Source organism: Microbulbifer maximicatervae (SeqCode), from assembly GCF_052467305.1.
In genome coordinates this window covers 524,042-547,669 of record NZ_CP174306.1, presented here as the reverse complement: position 1 = coordinate 547,669, position 23,628 = coordinate 524,042, and the positions used below count along the sequence as shown (strand labels likewise).

The window sequence follows — 23,628 nt, the reverse complement described above, 5'->3', positions numbered from 1 at the left end:
CAAGCAATTACAAGCCTGCCGTCCTTTATATCAATAAAAAGACCGCTTTGAACTGTCCTCCATAGTCAAGGCTAGCCTTGACAAGCCAGGAGCAGACACCACAACTCACTTCAATGCCACACCACTCACAGGCTTAAACTGTTCGTTCGTCTACGAATATGTCGATTCGTCACTTTTTTAAACACCGAGATTACTGTCGCTATAAGCTAGGTCAAAACTCAATAGGAAAAGAAACTCTTATGAAAGTTACAGCCATTGCCTCCTGTTTACTATTAGCCTCAAGTAATAGCTTCGCCCTCGAAACCAAAAAGAATGACTACGATTTGAGAATCGACAATGTACAAATATTAACCAGCGATGCGGAAGGCTTTAGCGAGAAAAGCCGTATTTACATTCAAGATGACCGCATAGCCAGAATCACTCCAATGACCAGGACAGCCCTACCTGCCGAGAATACCCACGACGCACAGGGTAAATATGCAATACCGGGCTTAATCGATTTACATGTGCACTTGAGTGCATCTGGGTCAACGTATAAGAATTATCAGCACCTGCCGTTAGAAACCAACTTAAACAATCAACTCTATTATGGCGTTACCGCTGTCACTGACCTTCTGATGTCGAGCGAGATGATGCAATCTATATCCCAGTTGAACGATTTGGCTCCACTAGTATTTGCCTCCGGACCCGCCTTCACCAACCCTAGAGGTCACGGTACCCAATTCGGAGTGAAAGTTCATGAGATTGACAGTATCGAGCAAATCAGTGCGAGCTGGGATGCACATTTAAGTTACCAGCCAAAGTTGACCAAAGCCATCATAGAAACTTTTGATGGTACTGTCGTCCCGCTCTCAGATGATGTACTCAAAGAGATTGGAAAACGCTCCCAAAGCGCCGACTTACCGTTTTTTGTTCATGTCTCCACCCTGGAAGATGGGAAACGAGCAATCAAAGCTGGGGCTACTGCTTTAGCCCACGGTATCAATTTTGAACCAGTGGACAATGAATTTATAAAGCTCATGCTACAAAACGAGGTTACCTATATACCCACTCTATCAGTGCTTCATAATCAGGCTGATGAACATGAAAATCAATCTATCACTCAATTAGACTTGGCACCTATACACCCAAAAATGAAGGACTGCCTGTTTAATGAAGTCCAGGCACCAACCGCCAGTAGAAAACTAGCCTGGAAGAAAAAATCCATCGCATATAATAACGTGATCAAGCTAGCTAAAGCCGGTATTAAAATTGGCGCTGGCTCTGACTCCGGCAACCCCTACTCGCCACACGGACTGGGCTTAATAAGCGAGATATTAGCCTTGCACAAGGCGGGTCTATCCAACCAGCAAATTATACTGGCCACGACACAGGTTGCAGCAAAAACTTTGAATGCAAGTGAGAATATAGGGTCAATATCCCAGGGAAAACGTGCTGACTTTATTCTGCTAAATAAAAATCCTATTGAGAACATACAAGCAATTACAAACCCAGAAAAAATCTATCTTGCAGGTGTGCCGGTAGAGAGAAAACAGCTTATCGAGAAGAGCTACGCCACTCCCCCTATCGGTTCCAGTTGTGAATCTTCTTCGGAGAAGAAAGACCATAGAATATAAAAAGACCTCACAGTGTCAGCACTCATTTAAATTGTAATTTATGGGTGCTGATACTCACCTTTAGATAATAAGAAAACATATCAAGCGGGCTTGAATTAAAACTATCTTATCTTATTTAATCCCAATATAATTGGCCAATCCTGAATAAGCTATGATAGCTAGTGCTCATCAATATTTTATGTCAATACTAAAAGATCTTAAGCATCCTTTCTTTGCGAAATCATTTGTCGTCGTTCTATTACTAGATATAGCTTGCGTATTTGTTTTTTTTGAATCAGGAGATATAAGCTCAGTTAGCAGTGCTCTCACTGGTGCTCCGATATGGTTTGTTTTCTTTTATTGGCTACCCACCTGGTCCACAGCTCTCATTGTATTGCGCCTTAGACGCAGAGGGTATCATTCATTGTTAATCGAGTGGATGATCCTGGTAGTCCATATGACTATTGGCAATCAGTGCGTTAGCTGGTTTATAGAGTACGCCTTTAATGTCGAAGGCGGTTTGAATATGGGACTGGGCATTATCTTTAATGGGCTAATGTGGGCTACCTGTTTATACTGCTCTTACGCCATGCTGGAATACCGTCATAAAGCCTCTGAGCAAAAGCTCGCCATGCAGAAAGCAAAATTACAAACATTACGTTATCAGCTAAATCCACACTTTATGTTTAACAGTCTTAATACTATCTCCTCCTATATTCATAGCGATCCAAACCTTGCTGATGAAGTTTTACATAAACTGGCAGATATTTTGAGACATTCCCTCGACACTGGCGAGCTAGAAGAAACTACAATCAAAGAAGAAATTGAACTGATTAATAAGTATTTAGAAATAGAAAAAGTACGTTTTGGTGATAATTTGAAAGTAGAGATTACAGTAGACCCAAGAGCCAGTGATATCTCTATCCCGCCCCTATTATTACAGCCAATTTTTGAGAATTGCTTCAAACATTGCCGTACAATAGAAAACTTACATATTCAATGTCGTATCTACTTAAAGAATGACAAGGTAATTATTGAAGTCGCAGATAACGGATATGGATTTCAGGAAAGCGTTCTTAGTTTTATCCACTCACAGGGAACTGGAATTCATAATTTGCGCCAGCGCGTTGAGCTACGGCCAAATGGAAAACTTACTCTAAGCAATCAAAGCGGTGCCCACGTTAAAGTTGAGATGTCTGTATGAATTTAAGGGTCATTATTGCCGAAGATGAAGCACCGGCAAGGAATAAATTAAAAGCTCAGCTGGCGACTATTAACTCTATTGAATTGGTTGCAGAAGCAAAATCTGGACTGGAAGCATTAACATTGATTGAGGAGCATCAACCACAACTACTACTGATGGACATTGAAATGCCTCATCTTAGTGGATTGGATGTACTAGATGCCCTAACTTACCAACCCTATATTATTTTCACAACAGCGTATTCTAAGTTTGCTATTGATGCTTTTAACCACGATACAATCGATTACTTGCTTAAACCCTACCCATTGCAACGCTTAAAAGCTGCCATCGAAAAAGCGGAGAAGCGAATCAAACTTATTCATAACAGTACTCGGGTAGGGGGTGATTCGATAGCACTAAAGCGCCTCGTAAGTAGGTGCGATGATCGCATGACCTTTATTGATCTGAACGATATTTCTTATATTAAGTCTGAGAAAGGTTCAATTATTGCTCATACAGTGAAAGGCATCAAACCCTTACAAATGGGCCTAGATCAACTGGAGCAAAAGCTTAACCCAGATCAATTTCTACGCCTACACCGCAGCTACCTGATTAACCTGGACAGAGTCTCGGAAATTCAGCGTTACCTAAACGGAAAATTGGCAGTGATTATTGATGATGAACAGAAAACCACTTTAATATCTAGCCGATCCGGAGCCGATAGATTGAAAATGATATTCGAGCAGGGAAGCTAGAAATCGCTATTTGTTTCTTTATTCTTACACGATTAGACCGTACTTACACCATAAATGAAAATCGGGCTGAGTTTAATATGGAATACTGGCAAGTACGTTCTTGATACCACCTCATAAGCACTATCAAGTAATCATCCCAACATCATAAATCATATCGACAAAAATAAAGTGCTGAACCAATTCAATACATTGGGAAAGACACAGAAGCCTCTAAAACTAGCCCAGCATTTCTTTAAGTGGAAATAAGAGTTTCGACATTCAATTATTCAAGAGACTCTTCAAATTCCTTTTTGCTCTCTAAATCGTAATAAAGAATATCACTCCAATACAAACCCACCGGAGGCTCACTCTCAACGTTGTCAAATTTATCATTGAACTGGAGCCCATAAAATGGACTTAAAACAGATTCTGAATTGTTTTCTGCTGCACTCTTTACAATATCAGCCGATACCTCTGGGTCTTCAGGAAGTGCATCAATAGCTGCTCCAGCTTCACGGCAAGCGATAATTTCGGATTCAACGTAGCCACGCAGAACTGACTCTTCAGAGTCATCCATACAGTCCAGCTCGATAGTCTCAAGCAGTAGATGCCTATCCTTATGCTCTTGAAGGAATTCTAACGTTTCATTTAGCATTGAATCCGGCAGATCCGTAATGTCTTTGCTAATAACTCGCAGAACTTCAACAAATTTCTTTAACCGCTCAAATCCTGCCTCAAAGTCACTACTAATAGCATAAAGTTGAGTTTTATCATCAGGTGAATCGTCCTCAAAGCCATCCGAGACCAATGACGCGCACAGATTGGGATTCCCGGACATTAGCACACGATAAGTGAAGGGAATACTATATGGCCATTCAGACAAGCCGGAGATAGTCTCGGGGCGGTCTGAATAGGATTTAGGTTGATTACTAAGGCTATAAAGATAAGAACGATTTGCCATTTTAAGACCCCTTATAAATACTGCCAACGGCACGACCTTATCGTTGTCATGCCTTTTTTGCTTAAGAAAAATATTAGATGGAAACTTTATGGGCTAAGAAAGTTGAGAGTGAAGTTAACTCTGTGTGCTTACCATCCAGTTAGTTGTTAATAACCATCGGTTCATTCGTAAATTGAGTAGATGGATAAGTTAGGTACTCACCGCCAGCGTTCTATTTCTGTTAGAACTAGACTCTACCACTACTGAGCCTGATTATGTACAAGGGGCTTTATTTTAATGATATTTTTCAGGAAATTGATTTTAATCAATTTCAGCTTGGAGTTTTTCTAACGGTGCTGTAGCCAGAGCCATTCAACTTTACCCCTGCAAATAGCTCTGGTCACTCGGGAGATTATCAAACCACAACCTGCCTTAACCTGAACTTTAAATTACTCACACTATACATGTAACTGTTACTTACTTTTCCTACCCTCTGTCTTCGTTCATTAAGTCTATCTTAGTTACCAGGCTCCTATTATTCTGGGCACTCCCTTTCTTCCAATACCCCACCCCTCTTGATTGAGTATTCTGTATAACTCCCAGTCATTATATCGAGAATTTGTAGCCAGGAATAAAACAGCGCTTTTTCAGATTTAGCAATTTCTTCTGCCAGTTCCTTTGCGGCTTCCTCTGTGGGTGCAGAATCCCTAAAGCTTTTTGCACCACCATTCATTAAATTAACCCGCTCTGCAAAAATTGCGAACCGATTGATTTTTCTTCCCATAATTTGCTCCTTATCCATAAAAACAGCTTAAGTCCTTACATTCCTAAGCTGATACTTCCATCCAATTTATACTTCGCTCAACTCCTCGCATTTGCGCCAGGGTCAGCTCTAACTCCTCGCGTAGATTCATCTCTACTGATACCGAAAAGCTGCGTACGTATTTTGTATAGTTAAGGATACAGATAGCGTACATTGGCCGGTTGTTATAACCCGATCGGTAACGGCAGATCCGGATCGGCTCCCCGTCAATAGTGATACTTCTGGCTCCCATTGCTACCTCCACTCAAGATACTGTACATGCATACAGTATACGGTAAGAGGTTCAGGAACTGTCAAGTCACTATTGCCGCCAGTCCAGAGCCCACTCCGCCCATATCGCCCTTCTGCACGCGAAATTACCAGTGTTATCAAGGAGTTTGGTACGAGGGTAATCACCGTTTACGCCATAGCCGCAGATATACACTTCCTGTGTATTGGCAACCCAGTCGTATAAGTGCTGGGACAAGCCATAGACTGTATAAGAAACGATCAGCGATCTATTTTTTGATTAAAAAATGATTAACAAGGCTTAAGGTGAGGGAACACCGGTGAGTAGTACATAGGCTACACCGCTCAACTCAATGCAAGGGAGAAGCAGAGGGGTTGTCGTAGAACAATGTGTATCCTGCTAGCTACCAGGAGTATTTGGGGAATGCTTGGGTAGTCAGCCTTTAGGAGGGTTTTGCGGTACCTCTAAGCTCTCAAGGCTTTTAGCCAGCCAGTCTTCATACCAGTTAAGATAGCTACTAGACCAAGGCTGTGGCTCACGGTAACTCTGAGTAACCCATACTTCTCCCCTATGAGCACCGTTAATAACTAACATAAATTCAATACCACAGCCTATTTCTGCAATATCAATGGTGCCTGCTGACATCGGATATTCATCTTCGTCATCCTGGTAGTAGTGCGGAAGACCTTCTACGTTAGCACCATAAGAATGCCCAGCCCCAAAACCAATCTCAAGAAGAAAGGCCCGAAACTCCTGCGGTAAAGAAATGTTGTATTTCTTCTCGATACCGTTAACTTCTTCCTCCGAAAACCGACGGAAGTTATAGTTCCAGCGCTCTGCACCAAAGAGAGAACAATCCTTATCCAAACCACTCAGCCGTTTAAGTTGTTGTTTGATGCCCAGAAGTCGGCTTTCTATATCTTGCGTACTCATACCGTCTATATTTTAAATATTTATAAGTTTCTGCATTGCCTAGATTACAACTTTTAACGCAACGACTAAACTGCCTCCTCCACATCCTGCCTCACCGAAACCTAACGAAGAGTGAGATTACTTCAATTAGTGCCATTTCGTAAATCTCAATTCGCGACCATAATTGCTGCGATAAGAGCCCCAAAAATAAAATAGAAAAATACAAACCACCCTTGAACTAAGATACCTACTTACTTACAAAAATTAAAAGAGATATTTGCGATGTATACCAGTGATTTAATTTAGCCAATTTCATCTAGATAAACTATGGGCCCAACAGTATCAAACTACAACAGCAGATAGCATATTTTTAAAACCTCAAATACAGCTAAAAAGATAGGCGCAGAAATGATCTTATTGGAATTTATTCAGATTGTTTTCAGTAACAAAACTGCGTAAGGTAACTGAATATTTCTCGATATTTTGATCGCTGCTGAGCAGCGTTATTTGTAAGCAAATCGAATGCAAAATATTGAAGAGATTTATAAATAGCCTATTCCCTCAAAGGAGAACGGTAGCGTGACATAAAAGTAAGTTAAAGTCGCTGACCCAAGGTGCTACCAACACCAGGGGCCAGCTAACCAAATTGATACACTCACTATCAAGATGGCTGTATGGATGATACGCTAGAAACCCGCTCGTCTTCAATAAAGTGGAGCACATTCAGTAACTTGAGGCAATCACTCAGGTTCTGGCAGCGTTGTGTCCGTCTTTTCTACTTTTATGCCTACCGTTCCCGTGCCCCACCCCGCATTCATTCTTCAACTTTCTTTCACAGCTTTCCCATTGCGGAAAGGCTACCCATGGTTTGAGTATCATTAGGGAATAACATATGTTGATTTTGACTCGCCGAATCGGCCAAAACCTCAGAATTGGGGCTAATGTCTCAATCACTGTATTGAACGTTAAAGGCAATCAAGTACAAGTAGGAATAAAGGCCCCCAAATCTTTGGCAGTTCATCGTGAAGAAATTTATAACCGTATCCAGAGGGAGCAGAAGATAGACAAGTAAAACCTGTGAGTGGAAAACCTGGACCAATTATTGGGGGCAGAGTCGAGTAAGCTAAGGGGTTACACTGCCACCAATTATTGGCCTTTCGCGAGAGCGATCATACTTACCGTCAAGAACCCAATCATCTTGAAACTTTGGGATTATCACGAATAGGAGATACGCCATCTTCGAAGACTATATGTCGTCTTCGAAATTTCTTATCCAAAAGGTATTCAGGTTGGCTAATCCGATCCATTCGAAAATGACGAAAGTCATTGCGAGCAGGGTCCCAAGCTACCAGATACCATACGGGTGGTAAGATCAACATAGCTTGCGGTTCAACAACCCGGCTAGTTACTGCCCCTTTCGCATCACGATATTGGAAGCTCAGGTATAGTCGCTGAAGAAAAGCCGTTTCAAATGTAGGCAGTAGTAAGGGCGACATCTCTCCGACATTAGATACGTCTACCTCCGGTGAAAGCTTGCCGATGTACAGGCAATCCATAAACCTGCGTAAATCACGCACCTTATCAACGGGTAAAGCCTTCTCTATTTTTGCCAGCCCGGCATCCGCAAGATCCGAAAAGGGCAAACTCCCTGCTGCACGCACGGATGCAACGCTAATAAGCAGCGCAAAAATCTCAGCGACCGAGAGCCGAGCTGTAGTTTGAACCGATTGCGGATCAAGTTGCAGGCCGCCCCCAGGGCCAGGTTCAGAACGGATAACAAAGCCCTCATCCCGCAACGAGCTGATATCACGCAGCACTGTGCGCCTGGATGCGCCAACTTCAGCGGCTAAATCGGCAATCGTCAAAGTGCCCTTTCGGCGAAGGCTTCGCACTATGGCGTCTTGTCGGAGACGTACATTCATTTTACACAGATATTAATAAATGGTGACAGTTTTTGGCACTATTAGATTCTAGCCTATGCACTCACAATCCAGCAAAGGGATGTTGAAGTTGGAACAACCCTTAAGGATAGAAAGCGGAGCCTGCTGGTAAACAGCAGCTCTCAAGGCCTCCCCAAAAAAGAGGAAGTAAATTGTCTAGAATACCCGATTTCCCCACACCTACTCTTATCTCAGTGAATGGCATAGAGCTGGAGGTCTTTGAAGCGGGCCAGCAGAACACAGGAAACCCCGTTGTGCTTTGTCACGGATGGCCGGAACATGCCTTTTCCTGGCGCCACCAAATACCCGCTCTCGCCGCAGCGGGCTACCACGTTATCGTTCCCAATCAGCGAGGCTATGGCAACTCATCCTGCCCAACGGAAGTAACCAGCTATGACATCGAACAATTAACCGGCGATCTAGCTGCACTTCTGGATCACTACGGATACCAAGATGCCACCTTTATCGGTCATGATTGGGGTGCAATGGTCGTTTGGGGAATAGCGCTATTACACCCAAACCGCGTAAATAAAATTATAAACCTCGCACTGCCCTATCAAGCCCGAACAGAGAAACCTTGGATCGAGTTTATGGAGGAATTCCTTGGGAGCGATTATTATTTTGTCCACTTCAATAGGCAGCCAGGTGTTGCGGACGCAGTGTTAAACAAGAACGCTTCCCAGTTCCTTCGCAATTTGCTCCGCAAAGACGTACCTTCTACACCGCCGGAACCTGGTATGGTAATGATCAATCTCGCAAGAGCAGTATCACCGCTTGGTGCCCCCTTGCTGAATGATAATGAACTGGCTGTATTCGTTTCCGCATTTGAAAAAACGGGTTTTACAAGTAGCATAAACTGGTATAGAAACATGGATCGCAATTGGCATATCTTGGCAGATGTAGACCCAGTTATCCAAAAGCCGACCCTTATGATTTACGGCGATTATGATTTGATACCTAGGTCTCCATATATCAAAGATTTTGTTCCCAATGTAGATGAGGTGAACCTTAATTGCGGCCATTGGATTCAACAGGAAAGACCGGAAGAAACCAATCAGGTGATTTTAAACTGGCTGGAACAACAATCCGCTACTTAGTATCCATTTCTCTAGAAAATTCCCTTTCCGATTATCCACACAGAATCCCGCAAAGAAGGCGTTCACGGTAGGATACTCATTTTAAAGTGGCCGTCTGAGGATAGCATGTGCATATAAGCGAGACATGCTACTTCATAAGGCCACTGCTCAACATAATATGTCTCGATACAACTCATCAGCTACTGATAAATTGGCTTTGCTGCCGAGATGTTCCTCACCTCTAAATTTGGCTGACAATCATCGCTTAAGTATGTAAAACTAGTGGCTTAATGCATCCACCCTGGTGCAGGCAGATCATAACTTCACTGTCAATTTCAGAATTTTATAATAGCTGGATTCCCAAATGGAAAAGGTTGCCATATTTGTTGATGTACAAAATGTTTATTACACATGTCGACAAATCTATAAACGAAACTTTGATTACAACAAGTTTTGGCGGGAGGTGACAGGGGGTAAAAAAGTTGTTAAAGCCATAGCTTACGCCATCGACCGTGGTGATAGAAAACAGTATGAATTTCAAAACATCTTAAGGTCGATTGGTTTCGAAGTGAAATTAAAGCCCTTCACCCAAAGATCCGATGGCTCAGCCAAGGGCGACTGGGATGTGGGCATAACTATTGATGCTATGGAATATTCAAGCTCGGTAGATACAGTGATTTTAGTGTCAGGAGATGGCGACTTTGACATTCTTGCCCAAAAGCTCAGATTAGATAGAGGTAAGAAAGTTGAAGTATATGGTGTTCCGGAATTGACAGCTGGAGCATTAATTAATGCGGCGAGCAAATTCACTCCAATTGAAGATAGGTTATTGCTGTAATAACTACCAAGGCTACTAACTGGTGTTCAGTGGCCTTAAAGAAATTTCGCTCAAAATAACCATCTAGTCACTTATGTGATTTTAGAACAAATACCTATGCTATTAGTCAACAGACAAGTCTATTATTGGCTTTTATACTATCTAATAACACCTTAGTAAGGCTCAAGGCGTCAACAAATGAAGAACTCGTTAGTTATAATTTTGACCCTATTCTCTATGGCTTCTAAAGCAAGAGGGGATGTAAATAATTGCCCTAAATTAAATCTCAACATTCCTGAATCTAAAGCCAACCCAGTAATAAAGGTCGCACCACTGCGTCCACTAGGCACTAACAGGAACTTACCCGTATGCGTAGTCGTGTCCTTTAGACTGGTGGAGAAAACGACGTCTGAAGGAGGAGGTCTTGTTCCTGGGGAAATAAAGATCGAAGGTTCATCTGATAAAGCATGGGATACCCCCGTTAAAGTCGCCGTATCAAGATGGCTTTACCTTTCAGAAGGTATCGACTATCGTGGGCGTCAGTATGTGATCTATAAGATTCCCTCACAATCCCCATAGTCAAAAACTAGAAAAGCTAAATGGTACCGTTTAGAGATTTTATGCGCATATTGGTACTCTTGATTACACTTATCCCCGCAGCAGTTTTTGCAGGAGGTATAAATTGTACTAGCGACGGAGACTCAGATCGCTATAAAAATCAGCTCAAAAAATTCAATGCTCAGCTACTATGCGGCCTAAGTCCTGAGTATGTTGCAGGATTTCGTATTGTTTTTGCTCCATCATTCGGACAAGCCAAGATAACAACGGTTTACCAACGCCATGACGGGACACTAGATGTAAATGGTAAATATCCTCTATCGTTATCCCAGTACAAGGACATGGTTTCCCAATTTAAGGATCTCAACCTCTTTAAATTAGAAAGTTATGATAGATTAATTGATTTGTACTGTGCCAAGCCTCCAAAATTATCAACGAAAATAGATTCCTCCGAACCTAATAAATGCCCTTTGGGGCTCGATGGGGAGACCGTTTATATTGAGGCTGCCTATGGAGGCCAAAAAAGGACCGTTCAGCGCTGGAATGGACTAAGTGTTGCTCCCTATGTGGAAAGGGACTTTAGTAGAACTGCAAATTTTCTCCTAAATATACTTGACTCTGAAATTAAGGACTAATTTATTTTTATATATACTCAATGAGAACACTCAAGATTCTATTATTTTACTTTAGGGAGTGGAAAGGATTTAGCCTAATAGTTCTCCTTCTATTACTGGTGTTACTTCATGTTATTAACCTTGCCAGTAACACCGAGAAGGTTGTAAAGCAAAATGGTACAATCAAATCAAAATTTTATATTGGTGGCTCCAGTGCCGCTCACATACCAAAATATCAATATCGAGTAGAGCTAAAGAATCGCAAGGTGATTGATGTGGGCAGCGATATGAACCTACACCCAGGTGATACGGTCTGTATTGCAAGCATCACTTATAAAAATATCTTGAGAGTCGCCCAATATACCATAGAGACTTCAAACGGCTGCACCGGTGCACAGTAATCGGCGTTGCGCAAGAATCTACTTTTGTGTTCCGACTAACTCCACGACACTCTAGCCCTTGAACTTTAGGTTTCAGCTCAGAGGCCTACTAATCCCCATATCTATCAATCCTTATATTAGTTTCTTTACCTTAACCACATTAACAAACTCAGCATGGTGATAGATGCGCCTAACTTATTGATATTACGAGTTTTTTTGATGGTATCCAGGGTATATGAAGTATTACCCCTGTTACCAAATGCTATGTTTCTAGAGTCGCGTACAATCTACGGAACCAGAAGGCAATGGCTATCAGAATCCTTTCTATCGATGGTGGAGGAATCCGGGGAATCTTACCTGGCCAGATACTGGTGTCCCTTGAACACAAGCTAAAGGTGAAATCAGGCAATCCTGACGCCAGGATAGGCGAGTACTTCGACCTGGTGGCCGGAACAAGTACCGGTGCTGTATTGGGTGCCGCCTATATATGCCCTAACAAGCAAGGAAAACCCAAGTTTTCTGCTCAAGATGCTGTCAACCTCTACCTAGAGAGCGGTGAGAAGGTATTTGGCTCCGGATCATGGCCTTTTCTAGAAAAGTTAAAGCTATTGAAGCAGGAGAAGTACTACTCCAAGGAACTGGATAAAGCTATTACACCATTCTTCAAGAAAACAAAACTTAGTAATCTATTAAAGCCCTGCTGCTTTATTTCTTATGATATCAAAAGACGGAAACCAATCATTTTTAAGCAACACCGCGCCATAGTAAAGAATGAAGATTTTCTGGTTAAAGATCTTCTCTTAGGTAGTACAGCAGTACCAACCTACTTTGAGCCTGCACGCATTTTTTCACTTCCTCCATCCAACAATAAGTATGTCCTCGTAGACGGTGGCATGGTAGCCAGTGATCCAGCTTTATGTGCCTATTCCGAAGCTATCAAATTCAGTGAGGTCTCCGGGATTAAGGATATGATTATTTTGTCACTAGGCACTGGCACAGAACTTTCAGGGTACAAATACAAAGAGGTCAAAGATTGGGGGATGTTTAACTGGGCAAGGCCCGCCATTGATATCGCTGTAAATGGAAACGCACAAATGGTTCATTATTACCTAAAGCAAATCTCTTCTACCGTAGAGAACTCAAATTACTACCGCATACAGCCAAAACTCTATACTGCTGACTCAGCTATGGACAATGCATCACCAGAAAATCTAAAGAAGCTTAAAAAGTCGGGAGAAAGGAATGCGGAGTGTTTTGATAATGAACTGGAAGAGTTAGCTACTATATTAGTCAACACCCAAGGAAACCATAGATATCAGTAATACTACGATTAGGACCATCATCAGCCTTATTGGATTACAGTTATAGAAAGCCTTACTACTTATCAGAGCTGAGATATTTTTCTCTTACCTGATTAATCATACCTCCGGCTTCAAGTACTTCAATTTCGTCCTTAGCCAAATCGCTCCGTAAGTTAATACACTCTCCAGATGATTTTATTAGTAATTTAATTGAACTGCTTGACTTTATCTGTGCAATTGGATTGTCAATTTCAAGAGCTACACCCTGCTCAAGCCGATCGTAATCATCAAATTCTTCAAATAGCAATGGCAGTACACCAAAGTTAATAAGATTACGCCTGTGTATACGGGCCATACTTTTTGCAATTATGCACCTCACCCCAAGAAAGCGTGAAGATACCGCCGCATGCTCACGGCTGGAGCCTTGTCCATAATTCTCACCACCGACAACAAAACAGTCTCCATTGAGCTTCACTGCCCGATCATAGAACGATTCATCGATTCGTGAGAATGTATAGCGGCTGATGGCGGGGATATTTGAGCGCAGCGGTAAGATTTCTGCTCCAGCAGGTAATATTTCATCAGTGGATACATTGTCCCCTGCTTTCAGCAATAATGGGCCAGTTAAAACTTTCGGTAGCTTTTCGAAATCAGGGAGGGGCTTGATATTTGGCCCTTTGATCAACTCAACTGCTACTGGGATTTCTTGAGGCGGCTGCAGTAACGGACGTATATCAGGTAGATATTCCGGCTCACGGAAGCTGGGGTAGTCCATATCCAGGTCACGAGGGTCAGTGATCACTCCTCTTAACGCACTGGCAGTGGCCACTTCGGGGCTGCATAAATAGACTTGATCGTCTGCGGTGCCTGAGCGGCCTCGGAAGTTACGTGGGACCGTGCGCAAGCTTATACCACCACTGGCAGGGGCCTGCCCCATGCCGATACAACCACCACACCCGGTTTGATGCAAGCGAGCTCCCGCTTGTAGCAATTTTGTCAGATCTCCACTCCGACTGAGCTCTTCGAGTAACTGACGTGAGGTTGGATTGATGTCAAAGGAAACGTCATCAGCTATTCGGCGACCTGAGACCATGCGTGCAGGTATCGCAAAGTCTCTCAACCCTGGGTTGGCAGAAGAGCCAATATAGCTCTGATAGATAGGACGGCCCTCCACTTCACGGACCGTCACAACTTTGTCTGGGCTTGATGGGCAAGCAATCAGCGGCTCGAGATGTGATAAATCGATAGTATCTTCTTCGTCATAACCAGCGCCTTCATCGGCCTTCATTTCAACAAAGTCGTTTTCACGATGCTGCTGCTTTAGGAAAGCCCTAACTGCTTCATCGGCAGGAAAGACGCTGGTGGTAGCGCCCATTTCCTGCCCCATATTGGCGATCACATGGCGATCCATCGCTGTCAATTTAGCCAGGCCGGGACCGTAATACTCAACAATCTTGTTAACACAGCCCTTAACAGACTGCCGACGCAACATTTCCAGAATGATGTTCTTAGCGCTAATCCATGGCGGCAGCTCACCTTCGAGCTTCACACCGAGTATTTTGGGCATTTTCAGTGCAAAGGGGACGCCTGCGATGGCCATTGCTACCTGTAGGCCACCGGCTCCAATCGCCAGCATACCCATAGAACCCGCTGCACAAGTATGGCTATCTGCGCCAAGTAATGTCTTGCCAGGCACATCAAAGCAAGCCATCTGTACTGGATGGCTGACACCATTACCGGGCCGCGAAAACCAAATTCCAAATTTACGACAGGCACTTTGCAGGAATATATGATCGTCGGCGTTTTTAAAATCCGTCTGTAACAGGTTATGGTCTACATATTGTGCTGAAAGCTCAGTCTTGATTTGAGACAAACCAAGTGCCTCAAGCTCCAACATAATAAGTGTTCCCGTCCCATCCTGAGCTAGCGTCTGATCGATCTTTATCTCTATTGGGCTGCCAGGCTCCATTGATCCACTCACAAGGTGGCTTTGGATAAGTTTCTGCGCAAGATTCATAGGCATAAAGGGATACCCGGTGAGTGAGCTGGAGCTTTCTAGTATTGATATAACTAGATCTTGATCATTGTAGCTCTAGCTTCCTCGGCTGAAGCACCGTTGTAGTTGCAGGACTATGTAAGCGCCAAGGCTATACCCCCGGACTCTTAGTAGCTCTAACATACGCTAGAGCTACTTGAACCGTTTGCTTCCGCAGTTTTGTAATCTCTGACAAATAACTGAGTATATTCAGCTACATACGATCGATAGGGGGTAATCACTATTAGATAGGGGTTTAATTCAACCCAGAACTTCTATTTAATCAGTCAAAATTAAAAGTGCTCTTGGAAAAGACACAATTTCTAAAGATTGGCAATTGCTTATGAATTCAGCTCACACACAATTATATTAATTTTCTTCTCTACAAGCTGACCTGTATTACTTTCTCCATACTCACTATGCTTCCCGCGGGATACAACTTTAAATCCAGTGTCAGACAATTGGGCACAAATATCACCTTCATCAAACAGCCTGAATCCATATTGAGTGAACGGTAGATTTTGCATAAAAGATTTATCGCCAAAAGCCAGGCATAACTTTCCTTTAGGTGCTAGTACTCTGGAGATCTCTGCAAGATGAGTTTTTAGGGTGTCCCAAAAGTATATTGTGTGTACGGCTAGAACCTTATCGAACTGTCTATCGGCAAACGGCAGGCTTTCTGAGCTACCAACTAAAAAGTCCATTTGCCCCGACTCTATATATTCAAAATTTAGGCCCTTTGCGGTTGCAACCATATCGCTCGACCAATCAATGCCGGTATAGCGGACACAAGCTCCCTTACGAATTACGTCGACTGCAAATTTGCCATTACCCGGACCAATTTCTAGAACAGAATCACCATCTACCACATTGAGAGCCGTTAAAGCGGCAAGATTCGTTGCTTCATTCGCTTTGTTCATTTGCTGCGCGGTTTCTGAAGCCAATGTACCAGATGGTTTTCTAAGCTGCTCAGCAATGAGCTTTGGATCTTTTGACATTACTATTCCTTCAGCGCCAAAAATAAAGTACTAACCAGATAATTTATTCTTTAAATTAACCAATCACTTCCTAGTTAACCGTTTTGTTTTCAATACAGATGTAAAATACAACTTATTCTACCTACTATATTGCCCAATATCTATATCGATTATGTTAGGCAAAAAATAGGTGCAGGCAGAATACCTATTAAGATATTCTGCCTGCGTATCTCAGTATTTCCTGCAATGCGAATTACTTCAATATGAAAATTTGTTTTTTAAGTACCCCTTTCCAAAATAGATTGCAAATAAAGCAAACTAGAACTTGTTATCTTTAATTTGGTTAGATTGTACTTAAAACGATATTTAAACATCCGCAGTATGTGCCATGAGCTTGCAAGCAATTATCATAATGACAGCAGCCACAATTGTTGGGACCACTGTAGGGATAAATTCTGGATAAGATCCATCAATAAAATAGCCTACTAATCGGCCAACCAGAACCAAAATCAATGCAAGAAATCCAACCATAATATGGTCCACGTTAGATCTTATCGCTCCAAGAAGAACCATTGCCCAAATTGCGATTGTTGTCCCACCCCAAAGAGAGCGAATACTCGATAGCCCACTCACAGAATCAATAGGCCCGATAAATGTGTGGGCCAGCATGACAGATGGACTAATCATAAGCACCAATCCAGTCCCCATAAAAAACAGGGCTAAGATACCTAAAATACAGCGTCCAATAGTTGCCTTCGCCATATACCCAAAACCTCCAATCAATTTGTAATCATTCAATATCACCGGACGAGGCATAGGTTATGGATAAATATGCCACTATATGGCATATTTTGATAACTATGCGAACATCTACCCTCTCACGAATAGATAGACTTGAAGTTATCACCGCCCGATTAAAGTCGGACGAACCCATCACGATTGGTGAAATTGCCAAGGAAGTGGGCGTTAGCATTCGGACGCTGAATCGAGATATAGAGGTGTTAAGAAGCCGAGGCTTGCCGATTGAAACGGACGTGGGGCGCGGTGGTGGAATCCGTTTGGACCAGCGCTGGGGCGTTGGTCGTGTCAACTTAAACTATACAGAGGCTGTTGACCTGATGATCAGTTTGGCTATTGCTGAACAGATGAAATCCCCCCTCTTTATGGCACACTTAAGTAGCATCCGCCACAAGGTAATGGCTTCCTTTTCACCGTCCATGAAAAGTAAAGTGAATGGTATAAAGGCACGTATCATCATCGGAAAATCGGCTTCCGAGGTTGTGCTCTCAAATTTCTTAACTCCAAAGCGTAAAACTGTCGAGAAGCTCCACCAGGCTTTCTTAATGCTTCAACGCATAAAGATCACCTATTGTGACGAAAGCGGAAAAGAAACGCTACGTACTATTGAACCCCACTACCTCTTTCTTAGTTATCCCGTATGGTACATCCTAGCCTGGGACAAGCTCCGTGAGGATATGCGGGTATTTCGCTGTGACAGGATTGAAAAGATACAGACCTTAAGTGAAAGCTTTAAGTTAATTCCACTCACTGAATTTAAGAATAAGAGGGATGGTATATCTCCAACTTAATGTAACTGGAGTTAATCACAATAATGCTATTTGAAATTTCTGTATTCAGCATAATTACAGAACATACAACTAAACCTCTATCCTTTTCTCCCTTGGATAAGCAGAACAACCAAGAAACATAATCAAAAAATGGCTCTCACAAAGATTGCAAGAATAATTGGAACTATTTCAGTTGTAGCTTAGTCTATTTATGCAACATATAGACCAGAGCTATTTGGACTTGCTAAATTTAATCCACAGCCAGAAATTTTATTGAACAGGCAAGAAGTTACACAAAACCGACCCTAAACACATGAGCACTCAACAAGGAAGCAGAGATGCCAGGCAGTTATCCAAGTAAAATTAAGGAATTACCTCTCTACGATGGTCGCTTTGATGCTTACAAGCTTAAGGCAGAAAACAGTGATGTTCTTTTCGCATCATATCCAGCTGGAACGTTTATTCCACCCCACACTCATGACACAGATAATCATGGCGTTATCACAAAGGGAGAACTAATACTCACCATGAATGGTGCCACCCAACGGATTGGCATCGGACAGTGGTACCACGTACCGGCAAATGTGGAGCACTCCGCGACTTTTGAAGTCGAAACAGATGAAATTGAATTTTGGTTTAAAGAGAAAACAGGCTAAATCTCTATACGAACATAAACTATGAGCTTTAAAAGCCAAGTCGGTAACCTGTAGATACAGTGTAGTTTATCAAGAAGTTGAGCTGTACATGCAACTCGAAAAAGGACTTTAGACTTGTAAAGCCTAAAGTCCTGATCGATAAAGCTATAGCAGAATCGCGTGTGGCTTAACTCTAAGGTGCAGGCAAGTTAATTACTTTGCTAAGTATTCGTCAGCACTGATCACCTCTGCATAAGCAAATTGCAGTGCAGCCATATAAGCTGCATGTATATGTGCAGCGGGAACATCGGCACCATTGAAGGACATGTCCCGACTGGCGCAAGCATCATGAATAACGGTATTTTCATACCCAAAGTCACTTGCCGCTCGGGTGATAGCGTCGATACACATATGGCTCATCGCACCGACAATGACCAATTTACTAACGCCTAGCTCATCCAAGCGCTCTTTTAGGTCAGTACCTTTGAAGCTGTTTACATCATTCTTGAGTACTACCGGCTCACCTTCAACAGGCAGAAGGCTCTTGTGAATTTCTGCACCCTCACTACCGGCAATAAAGAATGGGGCATCTTCACTGAGAAATTCATGGCGGACATGAATAACTGGCCACTGCTTTTTGCGAAACTCAGCCAGCACTTTTGCTGCCTGGTTTGACGCTTGGCCAATGCCTTCAAGAGTCCACTTTCCGCCTTCAAAGTAGTCGTTTTGCATATCGACGACGATTAGCGCTGTCTTGCTCATAAGATTGTCCTTTGGTTGTGTCTTTGAAATGTACAAGCGCATGTTAGGGCGATGGGCTAAGATACAGGCGTGGCAAGACCGACATAAAAAGGGCAAAAACTGACAGGGGGGCTAGTGACCCAAACAATCCAAATTGCAATACTGATGATCCCCGGAGCGGCTCAGTCGGCGACTTATGGCTTAATCGACCTGTTCCAAACCGCAAACCACATCTGTCAGGAGTCAATTCCAGAACCCAAGGCGCTATTTGAGGTATCACGCTGGCTAATTAATGACGGAAAAGTCATACCCGAGAAAAAAGGGGCTGCTAAAGAACCAAATATTGTTATTGTACCGCCGGTACTTGAAGGTCAGGAATACATGGAGCCACCGACAGATGTCAGTACCTGGTTGTTAAAGCGGCACAAAGAGGGGGCCGTAACCTGTTCCGCTTGTGCTGGGGCTTTTATGTTGGCCGACGCAGGACTATTAGATGGACGCCAGGCGACCACTCACTGGCGACTGGCCGATGCCTTTAAGCAGAAGTTCCCGGATATAGAGCTGAATATCGATTCCATCCTGATTGCAGACCCGGATGTTGTCACCGCAGGAGGTGTAATGTCTTGGATTGACCTTGGGTTACATCTGGTCGGACGATACATGCCTCCCCATATAGTTATGGAGTTAGGACGTTTCTTGTTGGTGGATACGGGAACCCGTTACCAAAGTTATTACCGCAGTTTTCTACCTCCTGTAGATCATGGTGATAAAGCAATTTTAAAAGTACAGCAGCAAATTCACCGGGATTATCAACAACCAATCTCTGTTGCAGAGATGGCTCAACTCGCCAATCTGGGCGAGCGCACCTTTCTACGAAGATTTCAAAAGGTTACCGGCTATAGACCCGCCGAATATCTTCAACAGCAACGTCTGCAAAAGGCTCGCGAACTATTGGAAACAGGCACATTGCAAGTCGAACAGATCGCTTGGCAAGTGGGGTATGAGGATGTCAGCGCATTCCGGAAAATGTTTCACAAACAGACCGGACTCTCCCCTAGGGAGTATCGACAGAGATTTTCAGGTGGCTCTAAAATGTAATTCTCAGGAAAGGATGAAGAGTCGTGCTAAATGAAAAAGTAACCAATCTCACTAAATAGATGGATCGAAGAGATTCTTATTAAGCCCGGTAGCTTGATAGGTAGCGAAACGCCTCTATTTAGAATACGTAGACCAATATAAAAGTTAACCAGATATAACAATAAGATTAAAAGCTTCCTAAAACCTAAAGGTTCTACCTAAAAAATTAACCACATTCAGATAGTTAATGAGTCATTTATCGTTCGAGTAGATATTACAGCACCAACCGGCTAGCAGAAATACGAATCATTTCCCTTTGGAGGTATCGATAAGCACCCCCTAAACCTTCACCTCCGCGCCATCTCAGAAATTGCCCTGCATTTTTCAAAGGTAAATAGCAAGACTTCAATCTCTCCAAATCCAGTGCACTCAATGTATATGCCGAGTTCTGAATAATATCTGAAAAAGTATTTTGTGAACGATTCTGGATATTCAAAAAATACACGGATTTTTTTGTTAAATCATGGTATCAGCCGAACGAGCTTCCCTATATAGTGACGCCGCCTAACTTTGATTAAAAATAGGTTAGTTGTCATTGTTTTTTGAGTTGTGGGAGAGATACCAAAGTGATTAAGAAAATTTTTTCGAAAAGAGATCTCAAGCTTCCAATCATTGGCGGCTTGATAGCGGTAGCAAGCTTGCTATCAACAACTGTATCGGCAACGGCCGAAGTTGATATAAATCAATTACGTCAACAATCAAAAATTATGTTCGGCGCTCTCTCAGAAACTATGCCAGGCAGTGAGAATGACACCCCAGCGATGGTTGAGCTTGGAAGAACACTGTTCATGGACGAACGGCTTTCAGTCAATGATAGCCAGTCCTGTAACAGCTGCCATCAAGTAGGGAACTACAACGGCTCGGGTGTCGACAATGAAGCGACATCACCGGGAGCTTTACCTGGCACCAAGGGTGATCGAAACTCTCCAACGGTCTGGAATTCCGGATTTCAGGTGGCTCAATTTTGGGATGGTCGCGCAGAGGACCTGAAGGAACAGGCCAAAGGTCCAATTCTAAACCCTGTAGAGATGGGAATGCCTTCAGAAGAGGCTGTTGAGGCAAAGATTTCAAAAATTGCCGAATATCAAGAAAGTTTCAAACACGCCTTTGGTAAAGAGAATGCTATCTCTTACGACAATATTGCTCAGGCCATAGCTGCGTTTGAGCGCACACTGATTACAAATGATCGTTTTGATGATTTTATAAATGGTGATGATCAGGCTATGACAAAAAGTGAGTTAAAGGGCCTGCAAACCTTTATCAACACTGGTTGTTCAGCATGCCACAATGGTGCAACCTTGGGTGGGAACATGTACCAGAAGATGGGGCTGGTCAACCAATATCCACACCAAGAAGATTTAGGTCGTTATAAAGTTACAGGCCTTGAAAACGATAAAATGATATTTAAAGTTCCAATGTTACGCGACGTAAGCAGAAGCGCTCCTTACTTTCACGACGGGCGTGTAGAAACCATTGAGCAGGCAATTTACGATATGGCTTGGTACCAATTGGGACAGAAATTGAGCACACAACAGGTAAGTGATATTGCAACTTTCCTAAACGCTTTAGAACATCAAGCTCATTAAACTATTTCCCACCCTTCGGGGTGGGCTTCTTTCGCTCTAATCAATTTTGGCTGAGCTCGCGGGTTTCCAGTCACTAGCTCATTGACAACTTGTAACCATTCAACCCTGCGGTTACTTTGTGTATATGACATAGCAGTCAGTAGACTAAACGGTTTCCTAGTTAACGACCAACTTATAATGTCTAGCGCTCCACCAATGCTTATATCAAGCCCGTAAAATAAAATTCGAAGGGAAATGTACAACCTTCAGCTACTAACTTGAGGGAGTTCCATTAAATTACTGTTCACTACCCGGGCATTCAGTCATCAGATTACTTTATGTGCTTTTGCTTTATAGATAGAGAAATTTTCCATAAGGGGCTAAGAGAATAGAAATTAAGAACTTCCCTCTTACCAATTAAAACCACTCACACTGCTTAACTCCTTATCTCCCCCCCCAAAACAAGACAATAAAACAGCCTTAAGTAACTTTTAAATAACCCAAAGAAATAAAACTAATCTGATTTGCCACACTCACTGTATTAAGAGTTTAGCGTTCAGGAAGATCAATGAAACTTCGGCTAGCGTCAGCCCTCACCATATTAGTTATCATAGCGTTTTTAGGCTTGGTGTACGTCTACAATTATCGACTGACCCAAAGTATTCAGTATGACGCCCATCCTGTTACTAAAGAGTTCATCAAAAGTAATGCTTCCCTTAAAGACAAAGATACTATCAACATTCTTATTATAGATGGCGGTGGAATACGTGGTTTGATACCACTCTATGTCATTCAACATATCGAAGAGCAGACCGGCAAGCCTATTGATGAATTGTTTGATGTTTTTAGTGGAGTATCCACTGGCGCCATCATCGCTACTGGCCTCAATGTGACTCAAGAATCATTTGACGATGATCATCCAGGGATTGAAAACCTTAAATCCCAAAGTGATAAAATTATTGATATTTATAAACAAGATAGCAGATACGTATTCTCCGTACCCTGGTATCACAAATTATTAACCTTTAATGGTTTTATCTCTCCTCGCTTTAGCGGTGAGCGTTTAAGCGAAACCATGGAAAAGCATTACACTGAAAAATTGAAGTTTACGAGTTTGAAGAACTACGTCATCATCCCCTCTCTCAATATTCATATGGGCCAGCTTCAACTATTCAAAAACCGTGGTGAAGCAGTCAGTAAACTACCCACAGACACACTGTATCAACTTGTAACAGCGGCAGCTAGTGCGGAGACTCTATACCCACCTGTCGAGTTCGTAACTACTGGACGGGACATTCATCAGCGCTATTATGCCGACGCTGGTATATACGCAAATAATCCGGCCAGTATTATTTTACGCGAAATTATTAGAGAGTTTCCTGAAAAAAACTACTATGTGCTAATTCTCGGGGCCGGAACGTCTCCACTGAGTACAATGGAAGCCAACTACAGAAACTTAAAAAACTGGGGAAGAATTAATTGGGTGAAAGACCTTATATCTAATGTACAGAGGTCCATGGATGACCAACAGGTATACACCTTGGAAATCGCACAATCCCTTAGCCCTAAAGGGCGAATAAAATATAACTACTTAAATGTAGAGCTTGTTAATCCATATGTTGACCCATTTGACTATAAAGCAAGTAAGAAGCTGAAAGTTCTAGCAGATAGGCTTCTTGAGGAAAATAAAACGGAGGTTGATCAGGTAGTAAACACCCTCAAGGACAAAGGCTAACTATAACGCTGGAGAATACTTCACCTATTCAGTTGAGCTTGCCATTCAGCGTTGCCTTGGATGAGAAGCCATTAATGGATTTGCATGCATGAAGGCCCGAAGATTTGAATTGAATCACACAGAATACAGATAG

24 protein-coding genes are annotated in these 23,628 nt (G+C 42.6%); 15 read left to right on the top strand and 9 right to left on the bottom strand.

The window, feature by feature from the left end; translation table 11 throughout:
* The first annotated feature begins 239 nt into the window (after positions 1-239).
* The 3 genes from ACJJI4_RS02420 (at position 240) to ACJJI4_RS02410 (ending at position 3,533) form a co-directional block, all read left to right on the top strand.
* Positions 240-1,616 (top strand): amidohydrolase family protein, encoded by a 1,377-nt coding sequence (locus ACJJI4_RS02420; protein ID WP_444926929.1) that lies wholly within the window; start codon positions 240-242, stop codon positions 1,614-1,616.
* A 436-nt stretch (positions 1,617-2,052) separates the two neighbouring features.
* Positions 2,053-2,799 carry a sensor histidine kinase gene (locus tag ACJJI4_RS02415; RefSeq protein ID WP_444926928.1) on the top strand — a complete coding sequence of 249 codons (747 nt, stop codon included), beginning with the start codon at positions 2,053-2,055 and terminating at the stop codon, positions 2,797-2,799.
* Entirely contained in the window at positions 2,796-3,533 is a 738-nt protein-coding gene (locus ACJJI4_RS02410) for a LytR/AlgR family response regulator transcription factor (protein WP_444926927.1), read from the top strand. Before ACJJI4_RS02415 ends, ACJJI4_RS02410 begins: the two co-directional genes overlap by 4 nt.
* Before the next feature lie 262 nt (positions 3,534-3,795).
* Here the strand turns inward: ACJJI4_RS02410 and ACJJI4_RS02405 are convergent, their stop codons facing one another.
* The 4 genes from ACJJI4_RS02405 to ACJJI4_RS02390 all read right to left on the bottom strand — a co-directional run bounded on the left by ACJJI4_RS02405 (position 3,796) and on the right by ACJJI4_RS02390 (position 6,437).
* Entirely contained in the window at positions 3,796-4,473 is a 678-nt protein-coding gene (locus ACJJI4_RS02405; RefSeq protein WP_444926926.1) for a DUF7822 domain-containing protein, read from the bottom strand.
* Positions 4,474-4,987: 514 nt separating this feature from the next.
* A complete protein-coding gene (locus tag ACJJI4_RS02400) occupies positions 4,988-5,254 on the bottom strand; it encodes a hypothetical protein (RefSeq protein ID WP_444926925.1) in 267 nt (88 codons plus the stop codon).
* Between the two features lie 25 nt (positions 5,255-5,279).
* Complete coding sequence (locus tag ACJJI4_RS02395; RefSeq protein ID WP_413664682.1) at positions 5,280-5,507, bottom strand: hypothetical protein; 228 nt, start codon at positions 5,505-5,507, stop codon at positions 5,280-5,282.
* A gap of 432 nt (positions 5,508-5,939) precedes the next feature.
* Positions 5,940-6,437, bottom strand: coding sequence for an SMI1/KNR4 family protein (locus tag ACJJI4_RS02390; RefSeq protein ID WP_444906157.1), 498 nt, complete (start codon positions 6,435-6,437; stop codon positions 5,940-5,942).
* An 871-nt stretch (positions 6,438-7,308) separates the two neighbouring features.
* Between ACJJI4_RS02390 and csrA the strand changes: the two genes are divergently transcribed.
* A complete protein-coding gene (gene csrA, locus ACJJI4_RS02385) occupies positions 7,309-7,488 on the top strand; it encodes a carbon storage regulator CsrA (protein ID WP_413664680.1) in 180 nt (59 codons plus the stop codon).
* A 121-nt stretch (positions 7,489-7,609) separates the two neighbouring features.
* On the opposite strand, the gene ACJJI4_RS02380 is transcribed toward csrA, so the two are convergent.
* Positions 7,610-8,338, bottom strand: coding sequence for a helix-turn-helix transcriptional regulator (locus ACJJI4_RS02380; protein WP_413664679.1), 729 nt, complete (start codon positions 8,336-8,338; stop codon positions 7,610-7,612).
* Positions 8,339-8,508: 170 nt separating this feature from the next.
* Between ACJJI4_RS02380 and ACJJI4_RS02375 the strand changes: the two genes are divergently transcribed.
* The 6 genes from ACJJI4_RS02375 to ACJJI4_RS02350 all read left to right on the top strand — a co-directional run bounded on the left by ACJJI4_RS02375 (position 8,509) and on the right by ACJJI4_RS02350 (position 13,123).
* Entirely contained in the window at positions 8,509-9,453 is a 945-nt protein-coding gene (locus ACJJI4_RS02375; RefSeq protein WP_444926924.1) for an alpha/beta fold hydrolase, read from the top strand.
* 343 nt (positions 9,454-9,796) lie between these two features.
* Positions 9,797-10,270: a LabA-like NYN domain-containing protein gene (locus tag ACJJI4_RS02370; protein ID WP_444926923.1), complete on the top strand. Its 474-nt coding sequence runs from the start codon at positions 9,797-9,799 to the stop codon at positions 10,268-10,270.
* A gap of 177 nt (positions 10,271-10,447) precedes the next feature.
* Positions 10,448-10,828 carry a hypothetical protein gene (locus ACJJI4_RS02365; protein WP_444926922.1) on the top strand — a complete coding sequence of 127 codons (381 nt, stop codon included), beginning with the start codon at positions 10,448-10,450 and terminating at the stop codon, positions 10,826-10,828.
* Between the two features lie 41 nt (positions 10,829-10,869).
* Positions 10,870-11,442: a hypothetical protein gene (locus ACJJI4_RS02360; RefSeq protein WP_444926921.1), complete on the top strand. Its 573-nt coding sequence runs from the start codon at positions 10,870-10,872 to the stop codon at positions 11,440-11,442.
* A 20-nt stretch (positions 11,443-11,462) separates the two neighbouring features.
* Positions 11,463-11,822 (top strand): hypothetical protein, encoded by a 360-nt coding sequence (locus tag ACJJI4_RS02355; protein ID WP_444926920.1) that lies wholly within the window; start codon positions 11,463-11,465, stop codon positions 11,820-11,822.
* Between the two features lie 284 nt (positions 11,823-12,106).
* A complete protein-coding gene (locus ACJJI4_RS02350; protein WP_444926919.1) occupies positions 12,107-13,123 on the top strand; it encodes a patatin-like phospholipase family protein in 1,017 nt (338 codons plus the stop codon).
* A gap of 55 nt (positions 13,124-13,178) precedes the next feature.
* Here the strand turns inward: ACJJI4_RS02350 and ACJJI4_RS02345 are convergent, their stop codons facing one another.
* The 3 genes from ACJJI4_RS02345 to ACJJI4_RS02335 all read right to left on the bottom strand — a co-directional run bounded on the left by ACJJI4_RS02345 (position 13,179) and on the right by ACJJI4_RS02335 (position 16,876).
* On the bottom strand, positions 13,179-15,125 hold the full coding sequence (locus ACJJI4_RS02345) for an aconitate hydratase (protein ID WP_444926918.1): 1,947 nt from the start codon (positions 15,123-15,125) through the stop codon (positions 13,179-13,181).
* A gap of 353 nt (positions 15,126-15,478) precedes the next feature.
* A complete protein-coding gene (locus ACJJI4_RS02340; protein ID WP_444926917.1) occupies positions 15,479-16,135 on the bottom strand; it encodes a class I SAM-dependent methyltransferase in 657 nt (218 codons plus the stop codon).
* Between the two features lie 345 nt (positions 16,136-16,480).
* Positions 16,481-16,876, bottom strand: coding sequence for a DUF4345 family protein (locus ACJJI4_RS02335; RefSeq protein WP_444926916.1), 396 nt, complete (start codon positions 16,874-16,876; stop codon positions 16,481-16,483).
* A 59-nt stretch (positions 16,877-16,935) separates the two neighbouring features.
* Between ACJJI4_RS02335 and ACJJI4_RS02330 the strand changes: the two genes are divergently transcribed.
* Entirely contained in the window at positions 16,936-17,703 is a 768-nt protein-coding gene (locus tag ACJJI4_RS02330; protein WP_444926915.1) for a helix-turn-helix transcriptional regulator, read from the top strand.
* A 317-nt stretch (positions 17,704-18,020) separates the two neighbouring features.
* Positions 18,021-18,338: a cupin domain-containing protein gene (locus tag ACJJI4_RS02325; protein WP_444926914.1), complete on the top strand. Its 318-nt coding sequence runs from the start codon at positions 18,021-18,023 to the stop codon at positions 18,336-18,338.
* A 192-nt stretch (positions 18,339-18,530) separates the two neighbouring features.
* Here ACJJI4_RS02325 and ACJJI4_RS02320 read toward each other — a convergent pair whose 3' ends face one another.
* Positions 18,531-19,079 (bottom strand): cysteine hydrolase family protein, encoded by a 549-nt coding sequence (locus tag ACJJI4_RS02320; RefSeq protein ID WP_444926913.1) that lies wholly within the window; start codon positions 19,077-19,079, stop codon positions 18,531-18,533.
* Between the two features lie 114 nt (positions 19,080-19,193).
* On the opposite strand from ACJJI4_RS02320, the gene ACJJI4_RS02315 reads away from it, so the two are divergent.
* From ACJJI4_RS02315 to ACJJI4_RS02305, 3 genes are all read left to right on the top strand, one after another.
* The gene (locus ACJJI4_RS02315; RefSeq protein WP_444926912.1) at positions 19,194-20,156 is read left to right on the top strand and encodes a GlxA family transcriptional regulator; all 963 of its coding nucleotides are present in this window, start codon (positions 19,194-19,196) and stop codon (positions 20,154-20,156) included.
* A 605-nt stretch (positions 20,157-20,761) separates the two neighbouring features.
* Positions 20,762-21,781 (top strand): cytochrome-c peroxidase, encoded by a 1,020-nt coding sequence (locus ACJJI4_RS02310; RefSeq protein ID WP_444926911.1) that lies wholly within the window; start codon positions 20,762-20,764, stop codon positions 21,779-21,781.
* 547 nt (positions 21,782-22,328) lie between these two features.
* Positions 22,329-23,495 carry a patatin-like phospholipase family protein gene (locus ACJJI4_RS02305; RefSeq protein WP_444926910.1) on the top strand — a complete coding sequence of 389 codons (1,167 nt, stop codon included), beginning with the start codon at positions 22,329-22,331 and terminating at the stop codon, positions 23,493-23,495.
* Positions 23,496-23,628: the final 133 nt, after the last annotated feature.

What these genes read in the sequence shown, in the direction of transcription:
- ACJJI4_RS02365 (WP_444926922.1), top strand. Translation starts at nt 10,448, where the DNA reads ATGAAGAACTCGTTAGTTATAATTTTGACCCTATTCTCTATGGCTTCT.
- ACJJI4_RS02325 (WP_444926914.1), top strand. Translation starts at nt 18,021, where the DNA reads ATGCCAGGCAGTTATCCAAGTAAAATTAAGGAATTACCTCTCTACGAT.
- ACJJI4_RS02335 (WP_444926916.1), bottom strand. Translation starts at nt 16,876, where the DNA reads ATGGCGAAGGCAACTATTGGACGCTGTATTTTAGGTATCTTAGCCCTG.
- ACJJI4_RS02305 (WP_444926910.1), top strand. Translation starts at nt 22,329, where the DNA reads ATGAAACTTCGGCTAGCGTCAGCCCTCACCATATTAGTTATCATAGCG.
- ACJJI4_RS02360 (WP_444926921.1), top strand. Translation starts at nt 10,870, where the DNA reads ATGCGCATATTGGTACTCTTGATTACACTTATCCCCGCAGCAGTTTTT.
- ACJJI4_RS02420 (WP_444926929.1), top strand. Translation starts at nt 240, where the DNA reads ATGAAAGTTACAGCCATTGCCTCCTGTTTACTATTAGCCTCAAGTAAT.
- ACJJI4_RS02405 (WP_444926926.1), bottom strand. Translation starts at nt 4,473, where the DNA reads ATGGCAAATCGTTCTTATCTTTATAGCCTTAGTAATCAACCTAAATCC.
- ACJJI4_RS02350 (WP_444926919.1), top strand. Translation starts at nt 12,107, where the DNA reads ATGGCTATCAGAATCCTTTCTATCGATGGTGGAGGAATCCGGGGAATC.
- ACJJI4_RS02395 (WP_413664682.1), bottom strand. Translation starts at nt 5,507, where the DNA reads ATGGGAGCCAGAAGTATCACTATTGACGGGGAGCCGATCCGGATCTGC.
- ACJJI4_RS02355 (WP_444926920.1), top strand. Translation starts at nt 11,463, where the DNA reads ATGAGAACACTCAAGATTCTATTATTTTACTTTAGGGAGTGGAAAGGA.
- ACJJI4_RS02380 (WP_413664679.1), bottom strand. Translation starts at nt 8,338, where the DNA reads ATGAATGTACGTCTCCGACAAGACGCCATAGTGCGAAGCCTTCGCCGA.
- ACJJI4_RS02340 (WP_444926917.1), bottom strand. Translation starts at nt 16,135, where the DNA reads ATGTCAAAAGATCCAAAGCTCATTGCTGAGCAGCTTAGAAAACCATCT.
- ACJJI4_RS02370 (WP_444926923.1), top strand. Translation starts at nt 9,797, where the DNA reads ATGGAAAAGGTTGCCATATTTGTTGATGTACAAAATGTTTATTACACA.
- ACJJI4_RS02320 (WP_444926913.1), bottom strand. Translation starts at nt 19,079, where the DNA reads ATGAGCAAGACAGCGCTAATCGTCGTCGATATGCAAAACGACTACTTT.
- ACJJI4_RS02400 (WP_444926925.1), bottom strand. Translation starts at nt 5,254, where the DNA reads ATGGATAAGGAGCAAATTATGGGAAGAAAAATCAATCGGTTCGCAATT.
- ACJJI4_RS02390 (WP_444906157.1), bottom strand. Translation starts at nt 6,437, where the DNA reads ATGAGTACGCAAGATATAGAAAGCCGACTTCTGGGCATCAAACAACAA.
- ACJJI4_RS02415 (WP_444926928.1), top strand. Translation starts at nt 2,053, where the DNA reads ATGACTATTGGCAATCAGTGCGTTAGCTGGTTTATAGAGTACGCCTTT.
- csrA (WP_413664680.1), top strand. Translation starts at nt 7,309, where the DNA reads ATGTTGATTTTGACTCGCCGAATCGGCCAAAACCTCAGAATTGGGGCT.
- ACJJI4_RS02410 (WP_444926927.1), top strand. Translation starts at nt 2,796, where the DNA reads ATGAATTTAAGGGTCATTATTGCCGAAGATGAAGCACCGGCAAGGAAT.
- ACJJI4_RS02345 (WP_444926918.1), bottom strand. Translation starts at nt 15,125, where the DNA reads ATGCCTATGAATCTTGCGCAGAAACTTATCCAAAGCCACCTTGTGAGT.
- ACJJI4_RS02330 (WP_444926915.1), top strand. Translation starts at nt 16,936, where the DNA reads ATGGATAAATATGCCACTATATGGCATATTTTGATAACTATGCGAACA.